Raw genomic sequence first — 17,481 nt, 5'->3', positions numbered from 1 at the left:
CATGAAGATCCGTTTTACACGATACTGGCTGAACGTCCTCTGCATGATTTTGGGCCTGTGCCTTGCACCGGCAGCCCATGCCCAGGATGTTGCCCTTACATCGGCTGACGGATCACTGACAGTCGAAGGGCGTCTGTTGGGTTTTGACGGTGAATATTATCAGATCCGTTCCGCCTATGGAGATCTGACGCTGGATGGCAGTGGTGTTGTCTGTTTCGGGCCCGCTTGCCCGTCGCTTGATGCGTTTGTGGCCCGCGCGCGTTTTGCCGGTTCAGCGGTTCTGGGGCAAAACCTGATGCCCGTGTTGCTGGAAGGTTTTGCCCGTGAAGAAGGCCTGTTGCTTGGCCTTACATCCCGGGATGACCTGAATTTCACCTATGTAATGTCAGATGATGAAAGCGGCCTGCCTGTGGGCGAATTCGTTTTTTCCCTGAATGACAGTCAGGACGGCGCCCGGGCTTTGGAAAAAGAAGAGGCGGATTTTGCGCTGACACGTTTTGCGATTGATGTGCCAGATTTGCCTGCGCCGCGTGTTCTGGCGCTGGATGCGCTGACGCTGTCGGTATCGCAGGATAACCCTGTGCGCGCTGTGCCCCTGACCGCGCTTACAAGGATTGCGACGGATAAAATCACAAACTGGAATGAACTCGGCGGTCCGGACCTGGAATTCTTCGCTGTCGGTAAGACCGAAGACGCGATCTCGCTTAACCAGATCCTGAATGCGCATGATCAAGTTGTGGCCGGGCGTGCTGTTATGGATCAGGTGCAGGATGACAGCCTGGTGCTTGGATTCACACGTTTGTCGGAACCGGGTGCAGCTGTGCCTTTGCGGCTGTCCGGTGCCTGTGGTGCGGATTTTGTGCCTTCAGCTGAGAACCTGAAAACGCGGGATTATCCGCTGACCTCGCCCCAGTATCTGTACCAGAGCAAGCAGCGTAAGCCGCGTCTGGTCCGGCAGTTCCTGCGGTATCTTGCGACAGATGCCGCAGCACGTGATGTCGGGTTTGCCGGGTTTGTCAGTCCTGGCCTTGATGTGGTGCCAATGGCTGCGCAAGGGGACAGAATTACAAATGCCGTGTTGCAGGCCGGTACTGATACCAGCCTTGAGGACCTGCAGGACATGTTGCAAGGGCTTGCCGGGGCTGCACGTATGACGATGACATTTCGGTTCCAGGCAGGTTCCAGCCGTCTTGATGCACAGTCTGTTGCTGAAATGGATGTTCTTATTCAACAGCTTGAAACCGGACGGTTTGATGGGAAAGAGCTGATCTTTGCAGGGTTCTCAGACGGGGAAGGTGGGGCGGATGCCAACCGCCGTATCGCGCTGCGTCGTGGGTCTTCTGTGCGGGATGCATTGCGGCGCGGGTCTGATATGCTGGATGAGGCGGGGGTTGCCCTGACCGTTTCCGGTTTTGGTGAGGCGATGCCCCTGGCCTGTGATGATACAGAGGCCGGGCGTCAACTGAACCGCCGGGTGGAGCTTTGGGTGCGGGACGTTCCTACAGATACCCTTCAGACCGAAAACTAAGTTCGCAACTTTTGCCGATAATCAGATGGTCATGTAGCGTCAGGCCAAGCACCTGGGCGGCATTCTGAATCTGGTGGGTCATGGTAATATCCGCATCTGACGGGGTTGGGTCGCCGGACGGGTGGTTGTGGACCAGAATAAAGGCGCTGGCGTTCAGTTCCAGCGCGCGTTTCACGATTTCGCGGGGGTAAACCGGCACGTGGTTCACGGTGCCGTTGGCCTGTTCTTCATCGGCAATCAGAATGTTTTTACAATCCAGATACAGCACCCGGAACTGTTCAGTTTCACGATGCGCCATGGACGTGTGGCAATAATCAATCAGCTGATCCCAGCTGGACACGATCGGTTTTTGCATGATCGCAGACCGGGCCATACGCTGCGCTGCGGCCTCAACAATCTTTAACTCCTGGATCACGGCACTGCCCACACCGGGGATTTCGGCCAGGCGTTTGATGGGGGCAGAGATCACACGGTTAAAATCACCGAACGCATCCAGCAATTCAAAAGCCAGGGGTTTGACGTCGCGGCGGGGAATGGCGCGGAACAGGATCAGTTCCAGCATTTCGTAATCTGGCACGGCCTTTGCGCCGCCATCAAAGAAGCGTTGACGCAGGCGTTTTCTGTGATCCTTCAGGTAAGAAGGCACAGCCGCGGGTGGCGTTGTGGTGACAACGGCTTCGTCCCCTTCAAAAAGAGGCAGCGGCATTTCAGAAAAGTGACCAATGTTTCCCATATGTTCTTTATTTGAATGATTCGCTGAAGAATTCGTTAAGCAGGCTGTTAACGTGACGTGCGATCACATGGGGAAAAGAAAAAGGCGGCCCCGAAAGCCGCCTTTTTTATTTAGAGTTTTAGCTTTTCATGCCTTCCCAGAAGTTTTTCACTTTTGAGAAAAAGCTGGAACTTTCCGGGTTGTTATCGGCGGCGATGTCATCGAATTCGCGCAGAATTTCCTTCTGGCGGCTTGTCAGGTTGACAGGTGTTTCCACTGCAAGTTCGATATACATGTCGCCAACACCACCACCACGCAGGCGCGGCATGCCTTTGGAGCGCAGGCGCATCTGACGGCCAGACTGGCTGCCAGCCGGGATCTTGACCCGGGAACGGCCACCATCAATCGTTGGCACTTCGATATCGCCACCAAGTGAGGCAGAGGCCATAGGAACCGGCACACGGCAGTAAAGGTGTTCGCTGTCGCGCTGGAAGATATCGTGTTCCCGGACCTCAATAAAGATATAAAGATCTCCGGATGGACCGCCACGCAGGCCTGCTTCGCCTTCGCCGGACAGACGAATGCGTGTGCCTGTTTCCACACCTTTCGGGATGTTCACAGAAAGCGAACGTTCCTTTTCCTGACGCCCGGCACCATGGCAGGACTTACAGGGATTGGTGATCTTCTGGCCCGCGCCGTTACAGGTCGGACAGGTGCGTTCAACGGTGAAGAACCCCTGCTGCGCGCGTACCTTGCCCATGCCGGAACATGTAGGGCAGGTGACGGGTTCAGCGCCGCTTTCCGCGCCGGTGCCACTGCATTCACCACAGGAAACAGAGGTGGGCACAGAAATGGTTTTCTGTAGGCCAGCCCAGGCTTCTTCCAGGGTGACGCGCAGGTTATAACGCAGATCAGAACCACGTGTGGCGCGTGAACGCCCACGGCCTGGTCCCTGACCGCCGAAACCACCGCCACCACCACCAAATAGATCTTCAAAGATATCAGAGAAGGCAGACCCGAAATCACCCTGACCACCAGGATGACCACGGCCACCGCCGCCCATGCCACCTTCAAAGGCCGCGTGACCATAGCGGTCATAGGCAGCTTTCTTGTCGGCATCTTTCAGAACTTCATAGGCCTCATTGGCCTCTTTGAACTGATCTTCGGCGGCCGGGTTATCGGCGTTGCGATCCGGATGCAGTTCTTTGGCTTTCTTACGATAGCCTTTTTTAATTTCGTCCGCAGAGGCGCCTTTAGAGACCCCGAGCGTTTCGTAATAGTCGCGCTTTGACATCATATTTCCCCTTTGGGAACGCAAAAGCCGGCCCAGACATTTCCAGGCCGGCCAACAGAGCGAATGCCCTTAGGAGCGTTTGTTGTCTTCGTCGAGGTCTTCGAAGTCTGCATCAACGATATCATCATCGCTGCCAGCAGCCATCTCATCCGCGCCTGCGGGCTCTTCTTCGCCTGCTTCTTCTGCGGATGCTTTGTAGATTGCTTCGCCCAGTTTCATCGCAGATTCAGTAACGTTCTGAACGCCTGCTTTGATTTTCTCAGCGGTTGCATCTTCTTTATCAAGATCGTCTTTCAGAGCAACAATAGCCAGTTCGATCGCCTCAATGGTGGTCGGGTCGACTTTTTCTTTGTGCTCTTCCATGGACTTTTCGGTGCTGTGGATCAGGCTTTCGGCCTGGTTCCGTGCTTCGATCAGTTCTTTACGCTCTTTATCGGACTCGGCGTTTTCTTCCGCGTCTTTTACCATTGCTTCGATGTCTTCATCGGACAGACCGCCAGACGCCTGAATGGTGATTTTCTGTTCTTTACCAGTGCCTTTGTCCATCGCGCCAACGGAAACAATGCCGTTTGCGTCAATGTCAAATGTCACTTCGATCTGTGGCAGACCGCGTGGCGCTGGTGGGATTTCTTCAAGGTTGAACTGACCCAGGATCTTGTTGTCCGCAGCCATTTCACGTTCACCCTGGAAACAACGGATTGTCACAGCGTTCTGGTTGTCTTCCGCAGTGGAGAAAACCTGAGATTTCTTTGTTGGGATGGTTGTGTTGCGGTCGATCAGACGGGTGAATACGCCACCAAGGGTTTCAATGCCCAGGGACAGCGGTGTCACGTCAAGAAGAACAACGTCTTTCACGTCGCCCTGCAGAACACCGGCCTGGATCGCCGCGCCAGAAGCAACAACTTCGTCAGGGTTCACACCTTTGTGTGGCTCTTTGCCGAAGAATTTGGTCACTTCTTCGATCACTTTAGGCATGCGGGTCATACCACCAACGAGAACAACCTCGTCAATGTCACCAACGGACAGGCCAGCATCTTTCAGCGCATCTTTACAAGGCTTGATGGATGCTTTGATCAGGTCAGCAACCAGGCTTTCCAGTTTCGCACGTGTCAGTTTCAGAACCATGTGCAGTGGTGCACCGTCAGAACCCATAGAGATAAACGGCTGGTTGATCTCAGTCTGGCTTGCGGAAGACAGTTCGATCTTCGCTTTTTCTGCCGCTTCTTTCAGACGCTGCAGGGCCATTTTGTCTTTGGTCAGGTCGACGCCGTTTTCTTTTTTGAACTCATCCGCAAGGTAGTTCACGATGCGCATGTCAAAGTCTTCACCGCCAAGGAACGTGTCGCCGTTGGTGGATTTAACTTCGAACAGGCCGTCGTCGATTTCCAGGATGGTTACGTCGAAGGTACCGCCGCCGAGGTCATAAACCGCGATGGTCTGGGTTTCTTCTTTATCAAGGCCATAGGCCAGCGCAGCCGCTGTTGGCTCGTTGATGATACGCAGAACTTCGAGACCAGCGATTTTACCGGCGTCTTTTGTCGCCTGACGCTGAGCATCGTTAAAGTACGCAGGAACAGTGATAACCGCCTGTGTTACTTCTTCGCCGAGGTATGATTCAGCGGTTTCTTTCATTTTACCCAGGATGAATGCGGAAACCTGGCTTGGAGAGTATTTCTCACCCTTGGCTTCAACCCATGCGTCGCCATTGCCGCCGTTGATCACAGAGAACGGCAGGTTCTTCAGGTCTTTCGCGAGAGCCGCGTCGTCAAACCGACGGCCGATCAGGCGTTTTACACCGAAAATGGTGTTGTCCGGGTTTGTCACAGCCTGACGTTTTGCAGGCTGGCCAACCAGACGTTCGTCGTCAGTGAAAGCGACGATAGATGGGGTTGTGCGCGCACCTTCTGCGTTTTCGATAACGCGGGGCTGCGACCCATCCATGATTGCGATACAGGAGTTTGTAGTCCCGAGGTCAATACCGATGACTTTTGCCATACTGTTCAATTCCTTCTCATAGGCGATATAGTGGTGCCTGGATCCGTGAATAGGCATCCAGGTGCCGATCCCAATTGTTCAGACCAGGGTGTTCGTTGCTGTTAATTTGCACAGGAAACGGAACGCCCTGATCCGGCTTCGCAGGGTATATAAGGTTCACGTGTTTGTGCTGCAAGCGTTCAGATCGCGGATTCTCGCGAAAACGGGAACAATGCGGTGTTTTTTGCCAGGAAACTGGTAATATCAGAGTTAACAGGATGTAAATGACAGAAAACCCCGGGAATATGATGTTTCAGGAAAGCGCGCCCCTGATCCTGCGGGGATTTCAGGTGTACAAAACGTTTCTGGGCACTGATGCACAACAGATACTGCTTGGACAGCTGCGTGAGGTTGCCCGCGTCGCGCCTGTTTTCACCCCACAGTTGGCCAGCGGCCGGAAGATGTCTGTGCGCATGACATCGGCCGGGGATGTTGGTTGGTTTTCAGATGTTAACGGGTATCGATACATCGAAGAACATCCGAGTGGCACCGCATGGCCTGATATTCCGCAGAGCCTGTTGGATCTCTGGGATGTTGTTTCAGGTTGCAGGCGCAGGCCCGACAGTTGTCTGGTCAATTTTTATGGCGAAGACGCACGTATGGGGATGCATCAGGACAATGATGAGGCGGATCTGACCTGCCCGGTTGTATCGGTGTCGCTGGGGGATGATGCATTGTTTTGGGTTGGCGGAACTGCGCGCGGCGGTAAGACCGAAAGCATCTGGCTGAATTCGGGTGATGTGGTGGTGTTCGGGGGTGACGTTCGCCTTGCCTGGCATGGGGTGGATAAGATCCGCTTCCGTTCCTCTGGCTTGTTACCCAAAGGCGGACGGATCAATATCACCTTGCGTGTCGCGCGTTAAGGCAGGTTCAGGCTGCAACATCCGTAATATGTTTCGCTGGCGTACATATTGCCGGGGTCATCCACGGACAGGGTGATTTGCGCGGAAATGCCAAAGCTCTGGTCGCTCATTCCGTCGTTGCAGGAAGCCCCGCTTAACATTGCAACGCCACGGCGTGTCGCATTGGTAAAGTTTGCGACGACTACTCTGGGGTTGTCCGGGGCGGCGTATCCACTGTGTGTTCGCAGCCAGTCATATTGAAAATTTTGTGTATCCATGTCCAGGCCGGAAAACTCCATGCCGCCGGATGTATCTGCATCAATGATCGCATGCCAGAAAGGTTCGGTGCCGGAACAGAACAGGGGCCGGCGCAATTCCCACCAGGGCGGGTTCCCCATATCCTGCATATACCGCATGGCAACCCAGCCGGAAAACTCATGGAAATTTACCTGCCCCCAACGCATATCAGCAGATGCGGCTGTGACTTCGATATGCATGGAATTCGGGACAATACGCCCCATGATTGCACTGCTGGCATCGGGTGTTTCACGGATATTCAGGACGTCATCCGCAGCAACCCCCGTGACCTGGTAAAGTCGTGGAAAATCACCCGCAACGGCGGGTGTGTATAGTGTCAGAAGTGAAAAGAAGAATAATAACAGAATGCGCATGCGTAATCCTTCTGTGTCAGCGCCTCGCGTTCCAGCTGAGTGATGCATATTTTCTGGTGTAAAATTCGCCCAGCATGCCAATGACGATAAGTGCCAGAGAGACATAAAGAGGATAGCTTACAGAGGTGTGGCGCGGGGTATAGTTGATAAATGCGAACCCCCGGGACTGATCGATGACGTGAAACAGAGGGTTCCAGTCAAACATAGCAATCATCCAGCCAGGCAGTGAGTTTGCGACAAACATTTTCCCAGAGGTGAACATATTCGCACGGGTGTAAATTTGTGACAGCATCCCCGCGAGGCCCGGCATCCAGGGTTTGAGGCCCAGGAACAAAAGCCCGACAGCGCATCCGGAAAACCAGGCGACAACCAACATTGCTGCAACGCGCAGGGGTTCTTCAAAATGCACGGGCGCAAACCCGACATGATACACGAATAGCATCACCACAATTGTCAGGGACTGAAGGTACAGGCAGGACAATGCAGAGGCAGAGATCGTAATTGCCGTGTTCATCGGGGCGTGCTGCATCATCGGGGATTGCGGCCCTTCTGCCCCCATAACTGACATGACGGCTTTATTATGTACAAGAAACAGAAAAATACCTGTCATCAGATACAACATAAAATCTGCGCCGGGGATTTTTGCCATTCCGACGCCCAGAAATGTGAACATGAGGTAAAAAACCCCAATGAAAATAAGGGCCTGGGACATGCTGATCAGAATTGCAAAAAGGGCGTTCCCATGCTGTGCCCTGGCGATCCGGACGGTGCTCACATAAATGAGGCCAAGTATCTGAAAAGCGGTGTAAAATATACCGGCTTTTTTCTTTCGTGCTTCAAACATGCTGAAATCGTGCTCCGGCCGGACAAAACAAAAGGTGAGAACGGACTTCTTGCTGTTCTCACGTCCTGGCATCATAAAGCGTGCAGAGGTAATTTACAATTAACGGCAGCGTTACGTTGTCAGATATGTCCTGGAGTGACCTGAGATATGAACTACGAACAACTTATTCCGGTCATTCGCCGGCTGGCCCTTGAGGGTGGCGCAAAGATCATGGAGATCTACAACGGCCCGGATTTTGACGTTAAGCTGAAGTCTGACGAAAGCCCGGTGACCGTGGCGGATGAAGCAGCGGATGCCATTATTTCGGATGGTCTGCGTGCGGCTTTTCCTGATGTTATGCTGGTCACAGAAGAACAGGCAGACAGCCATGGCCTGACCGGGGATACGTTCCTGATTGTTGATCCGCTGGACGGCACAAAGGAATTCATTCATCGCCGTGGCGATTTCACAGTGAACATCGCGCTGGTCGAAAATGGGGTGCCAACACGTGGTGTTGTTTATGCGCCGGCAAAAGAACGCCTGTTCTACACAGCAGCAGATGGACAAAGCGTCGAAGAGACAGGGCCTTTTGGCCTGGACGCAGCTGGTGAAACAAAGCCGATTTCCGTTTCCGAACCTGATAACGCTGCCCTGCTGATTGTGGCTTCGAAGTCTCACCGGGATCAGGCGACGGAAGACTACATCAATAAATACAGCGTTTCTGATAGCAAAAGTGCGGGATCTTCACTGAAGTTCTGTCTGGTCGCCACGGGCGAAGCGGATCTGTATCCGCGTGTTGGTCGCACGATGGAATGGGATACGGCGGCTGGTCATGCGGTTGTAACCGGGGCAGGCGGGAAAGTGGTTCGTTTTGATGATCACACGGATCTGCAATACGGGAAAGAAGGCTACGCAAACCCATTCTTTATTGCGACCGCACCGGGCGTGAAGCTGGAGAAAGCCTGAATGTCTGTACTGATCGTCGTCCCGGCGCGCTATGCGTCAACACGTTATCCCGGCAAGCCCCTTGTTGAAATTCAGGGGGCAACTGGCGAGAAAAAGACCTTGATCCAACGCAGCTGGGAGGCGGCGAAATCCGTTTCCGGCGTGGCACGTGTTGTTGTCGCTACCGATGATGACCGGATCCGGGCCGCCGCCGAAGCCTTTGGTGCCGAAGTCGTGATGACGCCGGAAAGCAGCCGGAACGGAACAGAACGCACGGCCGCAGCTCTGGATGCGCTGGGCGCTGAGGCGGATCAGTATGAAATCGTTGTGAACTTCCAGGGGGATGCCCCACTGACCCCTTCCTGGTTCGTTGAGGATCTGATTGCTGCCCTGCGTGCAAACCCGGATGACATGATGGCGACGCCGGTTCTGCGCACTTCGGAAGAGGCCCTGGCCGGGTTTCGCCGTGACCGTTCAGAAGGCCGCGTTGGCGGGACCACGGCCCTGATGAACCGGCATGGTCATGCGATTTATTTTTCAAAAGAAGTGCTGCCATATGGCGGTGATGCGGGTCCTACGGCAAAAGCGCCGGTGTTTCATCACGTGGGTGTCTATGCATTTCGCCCGGAGGTGTTGCAAAAATATCTATCCTGGCCCGAAGCTGTTCTGGAAAAAACCGAAGGCCTGGAGCAATTGCGCTTTGTCGAAAACGAAGAGCGCATTACCTGCGTAGAGGTAGACGGACGGGGCAAACACTTCTGGGAATTGAATAATCCCGAGGACTTACCGGTGATTGAAGCCGTTTTGGCCGATGAAAAGGTAGCGTAGCCCTAAACATGCCATAAATATAACTCCTTTGCTCATCATAATGTGATGCGTGAAGGAGTTGATTCATCTTCCTGGACTAGTAACAGAGAGCATAATTTTCTTGCGGACCTGTTGTCTGTGATCTGGAAGGAGAATACTAATGTCGGTAATGGGCTATTGTTGCTTATTTTGTTCAGGAGTTAAGATAAATGCCGCGTAAGGTCACGAAGGCTGTATTTCCCGTCGCAGGGCTTGGTACCCGATTTCTCCCTGCCACGAAGGCAATCCCAAAAGAGATAATGACGCTGGTCGACCGGCCATTGATCCAATACGCTATTGATGAAGCGCGTGCCGCAGGGATCAAAGAATTCATCTTTGTGACGTCCCGTGGCAAGAGTGCGCTGGAAGATTATTTCGATCATGCGCCGGAACTTGAAAATTCTCTGCGCCAGAAAGGCAAAGATGAGCTTTTGGATGCGCTGAAGTCTACCAACATGGAAAGTGGCGCGATTGCTTATATCCGCCAGCATCAGGCCCTGGGGCTTGGCCACGCTGTGTGGTGCGCGCGCCGTCTGATTGCGAATGAACCTTTTGCAGTTATCCTGCCGGATGACGTTATTGCAGCGGAAAAACCCTGCCTGCAGCAGATGGTCGAAGCTTATGAAGAAACCGGCGGTTCTATGGTTGCGGCTATGGAGGTTCCAAAAGACAAGACGTCCTCTTATGGGGTGCTCGATCTGAAGGAAGACATGGGTTCTATGGTCTCTGTTAAAGGGATGGTAGAGAAACCAGCTGTGGAAGATGCACCGTCAAACCTTGCGGTGATTGGTCGTTATATTCTGGCACCGCGGGTTCTGCAGAACCTGAGCAATATTAAGCGTGGCGTCGGTGGTGAGATTCAGCTGACAGATGCGATCGCACAGGAACTGAAAAACGGCCACGATGTCTTTGGTTATCGTTTCCGTGGTCAGCGTTTTGACTGTGGCTCTAAGGCGGGTTTCCTTCAGGCAACAGTTGCGTTTGGCCTGTCTCGTCCGGACCTTCAGGATGAATTTTCTGAATTCCTGAATGAAATGACAATGTCGCGGCAAGCCGCACAATAACAGGATAACACAGTGCGAAACGTTCTGGTTACAGGTGGTGCGGGTTACATCGGATCACATGCATGTAAGGTATTGAAATCTGCCGGGTATAATCCGGTAACTTTCGACAATTTCATTACCGGATGGCGTGATGCCGTGAAATTCGGGCCACTGGCTGAAGGTGATCTTCTGGATCGCGACAGTATCAAGTCTGCATTTGATACCTATCAGCCCGTTGGCGTCATGCATTTCGCGGCCCTCAGTCAGGTCGGCGAAAGCATGCAGCAGCCAGAAAAATACTGGCTGAACAATGTTATGGGTTCCCTGAACCTGATTGCCGTCGCGGCAGAAGCCGGGTGTAAGAATTTTGTCTTTTCTTCGACCTGCGCCACCTATGGTGAACAGGATAACGTGGTTCTGAATGAGGATTGCGCGCAGTATCCGATCAACGCTTATGGCGCTTCTAAGCGGGCGATTGAAGATATCCTGGAAAACTTCGGCCAGAGCCACGGTATGAACAGCGTGATCTTCCGATATTTCAATGTCGCAGGCGCTGATCCCGAGGGGGAAGTCGGGGAATTCCATCAGCCGGAAACACATCTGGTGCCCCTGATGTTGGATGCGATCAGCGGAAAACGTGATGCGCTGACGGTGTTTGGCACGGATTACGACACGCCTGATGGTACCTGTATTCGCGATTATGTGCATGTGATGGATCTGGTCGAAGCCCATGTTCTTGGCCTGAAATGGCTTGAGGACGGCAAAGGCGGCCGTGCGTTTAACCTTGGTACAGGCACAGGCTATTCTGTGCGCGAAGTCATCGATCAAAGCCAGGCCGTGACCAATAAACCTGTGCCGCATACGGAAGGTGAGCGTCGTCCGGGCGACTGCACGAAACTTGTTTCCGGCAGTCAACGTGCGATGGATGAACTGGGCTGGACCCCGGATCGTTCTAACCTGCAGGAAATGATCCGCGATGCCTGGCGCTGGCACCAGAACGGCCATTATAACCGCTGACGTTTCGGGGGTTTTAGCTCTCTCTGATCCGGGTTAACTTTGTGCACTGTTACATGGGACACTCAGTTTGCGCCGTTCAGATACATATGGGAAATTTTCACCTGTCCGGGATTGGGCTTACGCTTATAAATTACGTATGCGCAGGCGTCGGCTGCTGTTGCGGGCGGTGCGCAAAAGTCGGGAACTTGATTGCCTGACTGACCGGACAGATCAGATAAAACCCGGAGATATCCTGGCGACGGCGACGATCCGTAATGAATGTGACCGATTGCCGGGCTTTCTTGACCACTATCGCAGGATGGGCGTGTCTCAATTCCTGGTGGTTGATAATGGCAGTGATGACGGAAGCACAGAGATGCTGATGTCTCAGCCTGATGTTTCCGTCTGGTCGACGCCGCACAGCTATAAGGCGTCACGATTTGGCATGGATTGGCTGGCCTATCTGAAAATGCGCTATGCCCATGGCCATTGGTGTGTCACGGTGGATGCGGACGAATTACTGATTTATCCAGGACATGACGATAAACCTTTGCATAGTCTGACCAATTGGCTTGATCAGCAGGGGGTGGATTTCTTTTCTGCGATCCTGCTGGATATGTACCCCCGGGAAGCGCTGGGCCAGCAGGGTACGGATCCCTCAGATGATGTGATCAGTCGGCTGCCCTGGTTTTCCGGTTATGAATATTCCTGGGAGTGGCGCCCAAAAACCAAAAGTATTTCTGTGCGCGGCGGGCCACGGGAACGGGTGTTTTTCACAGAGAATCCTGATTTCACGCCTCATCTGAATAAAACGCCTCTGGTGAAATGGTCACGACGGTATGTTGATTTTCACTCAACCCACACGCTGTTGCCCCGACGTCTGAATGCTGGTCTGGATCGAAGGTTGAACCTGCCTTCTGGCGTGCTTCTGCATACGAAATTTCTGGATTCGATCCTTGAGAAATCCTCTGAAGAAAAAGAACGGCGGCAACATTTCACATACACGGATCGTTATGACGACTATTACGATCAGATTATGGCGCAACCCGTGTTGTGGGATGCGCAGCAGTCGGTGAAATATGAAGGCTGGCAACAGCTGGAAGATTTGGGCCTGCTCACGCGCGGGCGCTGGCAGTAATCACGTGCCGCAGAAGGTGCGGTAAGGGGCGCTGTTCTCTGGTGCTGGTCGCGTGTAGGTTTCGGCGTTGTGCTGTTCAGTAAACGGATTTGACAGCACGTCGATCAGGCGTCTGGCCTGGGTCAGATCGCCTGTGTCTGTTGCCTCTTGCAGGGCGCTTTCAACCATATGATTGCGCGGGATATACAGCGGGTTTACCGTATTCATTGTGGTGAAAACTGCGTCAGTTGACCGGCTTTCCTGCGCGATACGGTTTTGCCAGCGTGCATGCCAGGCCGTGATAGCGGAAGGTTCAGCGAACAGGGCGGCCGTCTGTTCTGCATCTGGGAGATTGCGGAAGAAGGACGTGTAATCAACATCAGCGCCTTCCAGAAGCTGAAACAGATCAGACAGAAGTTTCTGATCATCATCCCCCTGGCCGTGCAGCCCGATCTTTGCGCGTATCAGATCCTGCCAGTACCGCAGGTGTTTCCCCATGAAATCATTCACCACATCCCCGGCCAGCTGAATGGCCTTGTCCGCATCATCAGGTGCGATCAGATCCAGCAGGCTTTCAGCAAAGCGTGCGAGGTTCCATTGCGCCATCAGGGGTTGGCGGCCATAGGCGTAACGCCCGGCGTGGTCGATGGAACTGAAAAGCGTCTGCGGATCGTAGGTGTCCATGAAGGCGCAAGGACCGTAATCAATGGTTTCGCCGGAAATCGTCATATTGTCGGTGTTCATAACGCCATGCACAAAGCCCACCGCCATCCATTGGGCCATAAGTTTTGCCTGCCGGTCTGCCACACGGATAAGCAGTTGAAGATAGCGATCTTCCTGTCCGGCCAGATCCGGATCGTGACGCGCGATCGTATAATCCGCGAGCTGTTTCAGACGATCTACCTCCTGGCGGGCGGCGAAAAACTGAAAGGTGCCAACGCGGATATGGCTGGATGCGATCCGGGCCAGCACGGCACCGGGTTCCCGCCCGTTCTGACGCAGGATGTCTTCACCGGTGGTGCAGGCGGCCAGGGCGCGTGTGGTGGGGATGCCAAGGGCGTGCATGGCTTCGCCCATGATGTATTCCCGCAAAACCGGGCCAATCACGGCCTTGCCATCACCCCGGCGGGAAAATGGCGTTTTGCCGGACCCTTTCAGGTGCAGATCAAAACGCAGACCATCTTTCATCACTTCACCCAGCAACAAGGCCCGACCATCGCCCAGCTGGGGGGAGAAATTCCCAAACTGATGTCCGGCATAAGCCATGGCGAGGGGTTTTGAGGCGGGCAGGGTTTTTGCACCAGTCAGGATCTGCGCACCCTCGGGAGAATTCAGTGCTTCAAGCCCCAGTTCCGCGGCAAGCGCGTCATTGAACAGGGCGATTTCCGGCTTTGGCACCATCTCACCGCTCCAGGAGACGGAAAATCCGGGCAGGTCTTCGGCATAGCTGTTTTCCAGCGGTATATTCAGGGCGTCAGTCATCCGGGTTCACCTTTCCGCGCAGGTTTTTCACCGAACCGCGTCGTGTCTTGGCATCCATACGGCGGCGTTTTGAACCCAGTGTGGGTTTTGTCGCGATCCGTCGTTTGGGGCGTTCAAGGGCTTTGATAATCAGTTCCGCCAGACGTTCGCGGGCGATGTCGCGGTTGCGGGCCTGACTGCGCGTGTCTTCCACACGCAGGATCAATGCACCTTCCAGCGTCCAGCGCCGCCCGGCCAGACGTTTCAGGCGGGCTTTCACAGGACCAGGCAGATTGGGGCTGCTGGCGGCTTCAAAGCGCAGTTCTACAGCTGTTGAAACCTTGTTCACATTTTGCCCGCCGGGACCGGAAGACCGCGTGAAGCTTTCAGAAAGTTCCCAGTCGGCAATGGTTATGTCGTCATTGATACGCATTTCGTTAACCTAAGGGGCAGTCCCGGGAAATGAAAGAGCCCCCGCGGGAACATCGCAGGGGCTCTTCTCGAGAAGTGGAGGTGGCAAGCAGGGCCAAAAGGCGCCCGGAGCCGGGTTGAACTGCGTCAGGTTTGCCTGACGCAAGCGCCCCCGTTCGTAACCTTTACCAGCTGCTCCTGTTTCCCAATAATCATTGGCACCTCCTTTCTGGTTGTTATTCACACCATCAGGTTGCCACAGATTTTGTGTTTGTCAAAACTTTTCACGCAGCATTTGGTGAAACTTTTGTGATGAACAGGCGGAATGGGATCAGTGCGATTAACGCGATAGTAACCTTTACCAGCCAGTCAGCCACCGCCAGTGTCACCCAAAGCGGCGCTTCAGGACCAGCCATCAGGAAGGGCGCAGGGCCCCAGGCCCAGTTGATCGCAGCGTCGGCATTCTCGCCAAAGAAAGTGACAGAAGCAGAAAACGCGATGGTGAAGAACAGTGCCGTGTCCACGATGGAACCGATAAAGGTTGATGCCAGGGGCGCGCGCCACCAGCTGCCTTCGCGCAGACGATCAAAGATCGCAACATCCAGCATCTGCGCACAGAAGAAGGCGATGCCGGACGCAACAGCCACACGCAGCGGCACGGCGGCAAATTCAAAGCCGTCGCCTTGCAGCATGATCTGGCTGCCAATCAGGGAACAGACCACACCGGTGATGAAACCCACCAGCACAACTTTGCGGGCGGCAGGGGCGCCATAGATGCGGTTCATCAGGTCAGTGACGAGGAAGGCGAAAGGATAGGTGAAGGCACCCCATGTCAGCAGGCCGTCAAGCAGCAGGAACTGAACCAGGATGTTTGAGGCAACCACAATGGCAGCCATGGCAATGATGCCAGGAATAAGACGTGTCATGATTTGATCCCGTTTTATCAAGGTAGCGGAGAACTCGGCCCCATCTCATACGGGACGGCGCGCTTTAGCATGCTGCGTGCGGATAAATCAAGGGATCATGTATTCAACGAATTCGGTGCGTTGCAGAATGAAATAGTTGTTGTCTGACACCATGGTGATGCGGATGCGGTCCTGATCGTCGCGCCAGAGGGCGATCCCTTCCAGGTTATCATGTTCGCCGGGGTGCGACTCAAGGATGGTTTCTCCAGTGCTGATCTGATCTCCTGAGATCTCAAATCGTCGGACGCGGCTGGCAAACCCCGGCAAAGCAATGCGACGTTCCAGTAGGTAAAACATACCGTCAGGCCCGAAATCTGCGCCAACCGGCAGGAAAGACCCAAGTCGGGGAATGCTGAAAGGCTGATCCCAGTCACTGCCATCGAACCGCCAGACCGGGAAATCGCTGTCATCGCGCGTATCTTCGGGCAGGGTGTAGAATACGCCGGAACCGTCCACCGCCAGGGCTTCAAGTGATGCATTCTCAGGCATGCGGCGGAAGGTATCCGGGCGAGGGTAGCGGTGCAGATTGATCTGATCCGGTTGTTTTTCCGGCACAAGCGACAGGCGCGGGATGCCTTCAAAGGAAATCAGAAGATCACCGCTGTCAGTCAGGGCCAACCCTTCGCTATCGCCAGATTTTCCCCGGAAAACCTGGCCTGCGCCATCACGCAATTGCCAGGGATTCCGCACCAAAACATCGGTGATGATTCCGTCTGTGCGGGAAAACTGTCCTTCAAATAGCAGGCTGCGATCACTGAGGGCGAAAAAGGCAGTCCCGTCGGAACTGATTTCCAGTCCTGATAAACCGCCAAACCCGGCAATCAGATTGCCGGGCAGATAAGTTTTCACCAGGATTGCCGTGTTTGCGTGCTGTTGCGGGGCCTGCGCCAGGGCAGCCGCCGCAACCAGCAGGCTTAACGCGATTCCAACACGCCGGAACATTGTTGAGGCAAGTCTGCCAATGTCAGCTCGCCGCGTCGGCGTGGGGCCGGTGCGTTGGGATCACGGGGCTGTGGGGGTGGTGGGTTCAGGATGTTATCAACCCAGGTCTGTGCATCGGCACAGCCATCGCCACGGGGCGGGGCATCCTGGTTTTCGCAGTTCCGCGATCCGCGCTGACAGCGCAGGCGCACGTGGAAATGATAATGGTGTCCCCACCAGGGGCGCACTTTACGCAACCAGCTGCGATCGCCGGTTTCATCGTTACACATCTGTACTTTTGCGCCAGGAAAAACAAAGATCCGGGCGACTTCCGGATCCTGGGCCGCAGCGCGGATGATCGCGTGATGTTCTGGTGTCCATTCATCGTTCACATAGGCACCACCCGCGCGACGCATGGAAATGGAGCTGATGTTTTCGCGACGGTTGCGCGAAAGGTTGAGGTTCATCGCAGGCCGCATCCAGATATCGACATCAAGGCCGATCTGATGCGAACGGTGACCGGACAGCATCGGGCCGCCACGAGGTTGGGAAATATCTCCGATATAAAGGCCATTCCAGCCAATGCGATCAGCTTCGCGGGACAGGCGTTGAATGAAATCAACGGTGCGCGGATGGCCCCAGTTGCGGTTGCGCGACAGGCGCATGGCCTGCCATGTGGGGCCGGTTTCCGCCAGTTCTTCACCACCGGCAAGACAACCCCGGGCATAAGACCCATGGGACCGTCCACGCTGGCGCGAGCCATCATCATGGGCGCCGAACAGTTGTTTGGCGGGTGTGTTTTGTGCCTGAACCGTGCCGGGAAGGGTAGTGGCCAGAGCCAGAATAGCTGAAAGCAATAGATGTTTCATAAA

General features: G+C 54.5%; 17 protein-coding genes. 7 read left to right on the top strand and 10 right to left on the bottom strand.

From position 1 onward, the window contains the following. The first annotated feature begins 1 nt into the window (after position 1). On the top strand, positions 2-1,528 hold the full coding sequence (locus H1D41_RS09900; protein ID WP_228848755.1) for a phosphate ABC transporter substrate-binding/OmpA family protein: 1,527 nt from the start codon (positions 2-4) through the stop codon (positions 1,526-1,528). Here the strand turns inward: H1D41_RS09900 and radC are convergent. The 3 genes from radC to dnaK all read right to left on the bottom strand — a co-directional run bounded on the left by radC (position 1,500) and on the right by dnaK (position 5,529). Continuing rightward, positions 1,500-2,261 (bottom strand): RadC family protein, encoded by a 762-nt coding sequence (gene radC / locus H1D41_RS09895; RefSeq protein WP_228848754.1) that lies wholly within the window; start codon positions 2,259-2,261, stop codon positions 1,500-1,502. The two genes, H1D41_RS09900 and radC, sit on opposite strands and share 29 nt — an antisense overlap. Positions 2,262-2,379: 118 nt before the next feature. Further along, on the bottom strand, positions 2,380-3,534 hold the full coding sequence (gene dnaJ, locus H1D41_RS09890; protein ID WP_228848753.1) for a molecular chaperone DnaJ: 1,155 nt from the start codon (positions 3,532-3,534) through the stop codon (positions 2,380-2,382). A 69-nt stretch (positions 3,535-3,603) separates the two neighbouring features. Further along, positions 3,604-5,529: a molecular chaperone DnaK gene (dnaK, locus tag H1D41_RS09885; RefSeq protein ID WP_228848752.1), complete on the bottom strand. Its 1,926-nt coding sequence runs from the start codon at positions 5,527-5,529 to the stop codon at positions 3,604-3,606. A 263-nt stretch (positions 5,530-5,792) separates the two neighbouring features. Between dnaK and H1D41_RS09880 the strand changes: the two genes are divergently transcribed. Continuing rightward, a complete protein-coding gene (locus H1D41_RS09880) occupies positions 5,793-6,431 on the top strand; it encodes an alpha-ketoglutarate-dependent dioxygenase AlkB family protein (RefSeq protein ID WP_228848751.1) in 639 nt (212 codons plus the stop codon). Here H1D41_RS09880 and H1D41_RS09875 read toward each other — a convergent pair. Further along, a complete protein-coding gene (locus tag H1D41_RS09875) occupies positions 6,428-7,081 on the bottom strand; it encodes an SH3 domain-containing protein (protein ID WP_228848750.1) in 654 nt (217 codons plus the stop codon). The genes H1D41_RS09880 and H1D41_RS09875 overlap by 4 nt on opposite strands. A 16-nt stretch (positions 7,082-7,097) precedes the next feature. Continuing rightward, on the bottom strand, positions 7,098-7,730 hold the full coding sequence (locus H1D41_RS09870) for an ABC transporter permease (protein WP_324250273.1): 633 nt from the start codon (positions 7,728-7,730) through the stop codon (positions 7,098-7,100). Between the two features lie 342 nt (positions 7,731-8,072). Here H1D41_RS09870 and cysQ point away from each other — a divergent pair, with 342 nt between their 5' ends. From cysQ to H1D41_RS09845, 5 genes are all read left to right on the top strand, one after another. Continuing rightward, positions 8,073-8,870: a 3'(2'),5'-bisphosphate nucleotidase CysQ gene (cysQ, locus tag H1D41_RS09865; protein ID WP_228848748.1), complete on the top strand. Its 798-nt coding sequence runs from the start codon at positions 8,073-8,075 to the stop codon at positions 8,868-8,870. Beyond that, positions 8,871-9,677, top strand: a complete 807-nt coding sequence (locus H1D41_RS09860) for a 3-deoxy-manno-octulosonate cytidylyltransferase (RefSeq protein ID WP_228848747.1) — start codon at positions 8,871-8,873, stop codon at positions 9,675-9,677. A gap of 188 nt (positions 9,678-9,865) precedes the next feature. Next, entirely contained in the window at positions 9,866-10,759 is an 894-nt protein-coding gene (gene galU / locus H1D41_RS09855) for a UTP--glucose-1-phosphate uridylyltransferase GalU (protein WP_228848746.1), read from the top strand. Positions 10,760-10,771: 12 nt separating this feature from the next. Then, positions 10,772-11,755: a UDP-glucose 4-epimerase GalE gene (galE, locus tag H1D41_RS09850; RefSeq protein ID WP_228848745.1), complete on the top strand. Its 984-nt coding sequence runs from the start codon at positions 10,772-10,774 to the stop codon at positions 11,753-11,755. Positions 11,756-11,822: 67 nt separating this feature from the next. Next, on the top strand, positions 11,823-12,872 hold the full coding sequence (locus tag H1D41_RS09845) for a glycosyltransferase family 2 protein (RefSeq protein ID WP_228848744.1): 1,050 nt from the start codon (positions 11,823-11,825) through the stop codon (positions 12,870-12,872). On the opposite strand, the gene H1D41_RS09840 is transcribed toward H1D41_RS09845, so the two are convergent. From H1D41_RS09840 to mepA, 5 genes are all read right to left on the bottom strand, one after another. After that, positions 12,873-14,321, bottom strand: coding sequence for a protein adenylyltransferase SelO (locus tag H1D41_RS09840; RefSeq protein WP_394355405.1), 1,449 nt, complete (start codon positions 14,319-14,321; stop codon positions 12,873-12,875). It abuts the gene before it with no gap. 4 nt (positions 14,322-14,325) lie between these two features. Continuing rightward, complete coding sequence (gene arfB / locus H1D41_RS09835) at positions 14,326-14,745, bottom strand: alternative ribosome rescue aminoacyl-tRNA hydrolase ArfB (RefSeq protein WP_228848742.1); 420 nt, start codon at positions 14,743-14,745, stop codon at positions 14,326-14,328. 262 nt (positions 14,746-15,007) lie between these two features. Further along, positions 15,008-15,649, bottom strand: coding sequence for a queuosine precursor transporter (locus tag H1D41_RS09830; protein WP_228848741.1), 642 nt, complete (start codon positions 15,647-15,649; stop codon positions 15,008-15,010). An 87-nt stretch (positions 15,650-15,736) separates the two neighbouring features. After that, positions 15,737-16,630 carry an esterase-like activity of phytase family protein gene (locus H1D41_RS09825; RefSeq protein ID WP_228848740.1) on the bottom strand — a complete coding sequence of 298 codons (894 nt, stop codon included), beginning with the start codon at positions 16,628-16,630 and terminating at the stop codon, positions 15,737-15,739. Beyond that, positions 16,603-17,478, bottom strand: a complete 876-nt coding sequence (gene mepA / locus H1D41_RS09820) for a penicillin-insensitive murein endopeptidase (protein WP_228848739.1) — start codon at positions 17,476-17,478, stop codon at positions 16,603-16,605. The genes H1D41_RS09825 and mepA overlap by 28 nt, the downstream gene beginning before the upstream one ends. Positions 17,479-17,481: the final 3 nt, after the last annotated feature.

It is taken from the genome of Halocynthiibacter styelae, assembly GCF_016123485.1.
GTDB lineage: Bacteria > Pseudomonadota > Alphaproteobacteria > Rhodobacterales > Rhodobacteraceae > Halocynthiibacter > Halocynthiibacter styelae.
This window is presented reverse-complemented; position numbering and strand designations above follow the sequence as displayed.

Excerpts from the sequence above, each read along its gene's own strand:
- H1D41_RS09900 (WP_228848755.1), top strand. The coding sequence starts at position 2 with ATGAAGATCCGTTTTACACGATACTGGCTGAACGTCCTCTGCATGATT.
- radC (WP_228848754.1), bottom strand. The coding sequence starts at position 2,261 with ATGGGAAACATTGGTCACTTTTCTGAAATGCCGCTGCCTCTTTTTGAA.
- dnaJ (WP_228848753.1), bottom strand. The coding sequence starts at position 3,534 with ATGTCAAAGCGCGACTATTACGAAACGCTCGGGGTCTCTAAAGGCGCC.
- dnaK (WP_228848752.1), bottom strand. The coding sequence starts at position 5,529 with ATGGCAAAAGTCATCGGTATTGACCTCGGGACTACAAACTCCTGTATC.
- H1D41_RS09880 (WP_228848751.1), top strand. The coding sequence starts at position 5,793 with ATGACAGAAAACCCCGGGAATATGATGTTTCAGGAAAGCGCGCCCCTG.
- H1D41_RS09875 (WP_228848750.1), bottom strand. The coding sequence starts at position 7,081 with ATGCGCATTCTGTTATTATTCTTCTTTTCACTTCTGACACTATACACA.
- H1D41_RS09870 (WP_324250273.1), bottom strand. The coding sequence starts at position 7,730 with ATGGCAAAAATCCCCGGCGCAGATTTTATGTTGTATCTGATGACAGGT.
- cysQ (WP_228848748.1), top strand. The coding sequence starts at position 8,073 with ATGAACTACGAACAACTTATTCCGGTCATTCGCCGGCTGGCCCTTGAG.
- H1D41_RS09860 (WP_228848747.1), top strand. The coding sequence starts at position 8,871 with ATGTCTGTACTGATCGTCGTCCCGGCGCGCTATGCGTCAACACGTTAT.
- galU (WP_228848746.1), top strand. The coding sequence starts at position 9,866 with ATGCCGCGTAAGGTCACGAAGGCTGTATTTCCCGTCGCAGGGCTTGGT.
- arfB (WP_228848742.1), bottom strand. The coding sequence starts at position 14,745 with ATGCGTATCAATGACGACATAACCATTGCCGACTGGGAACTTTCTGAA.
- H1D41_RS09830 (WP_228848741.1), bottom strand. The coding sequence starts at position 15,649 with ATGACACGTCTTATTCCTGGCATCATTGCCATGGCTGCCATTGTGGTT.
- H1D41_RS09825 (WP_228848740.1), bottom strand. The coding sequence starts at position 16,630 with ATGTTCCGGCGTGTTGGAATCGCGTTAAGCCTGCTGGTTGCGGCGGCT.
- mepA (WP_228848739.1), bottom strand. The coding sequence starts at position 17,478 with ATGAAACATCTATTGCTTTCAGCTATTCTGGCTCTGGCCACTACCCTT.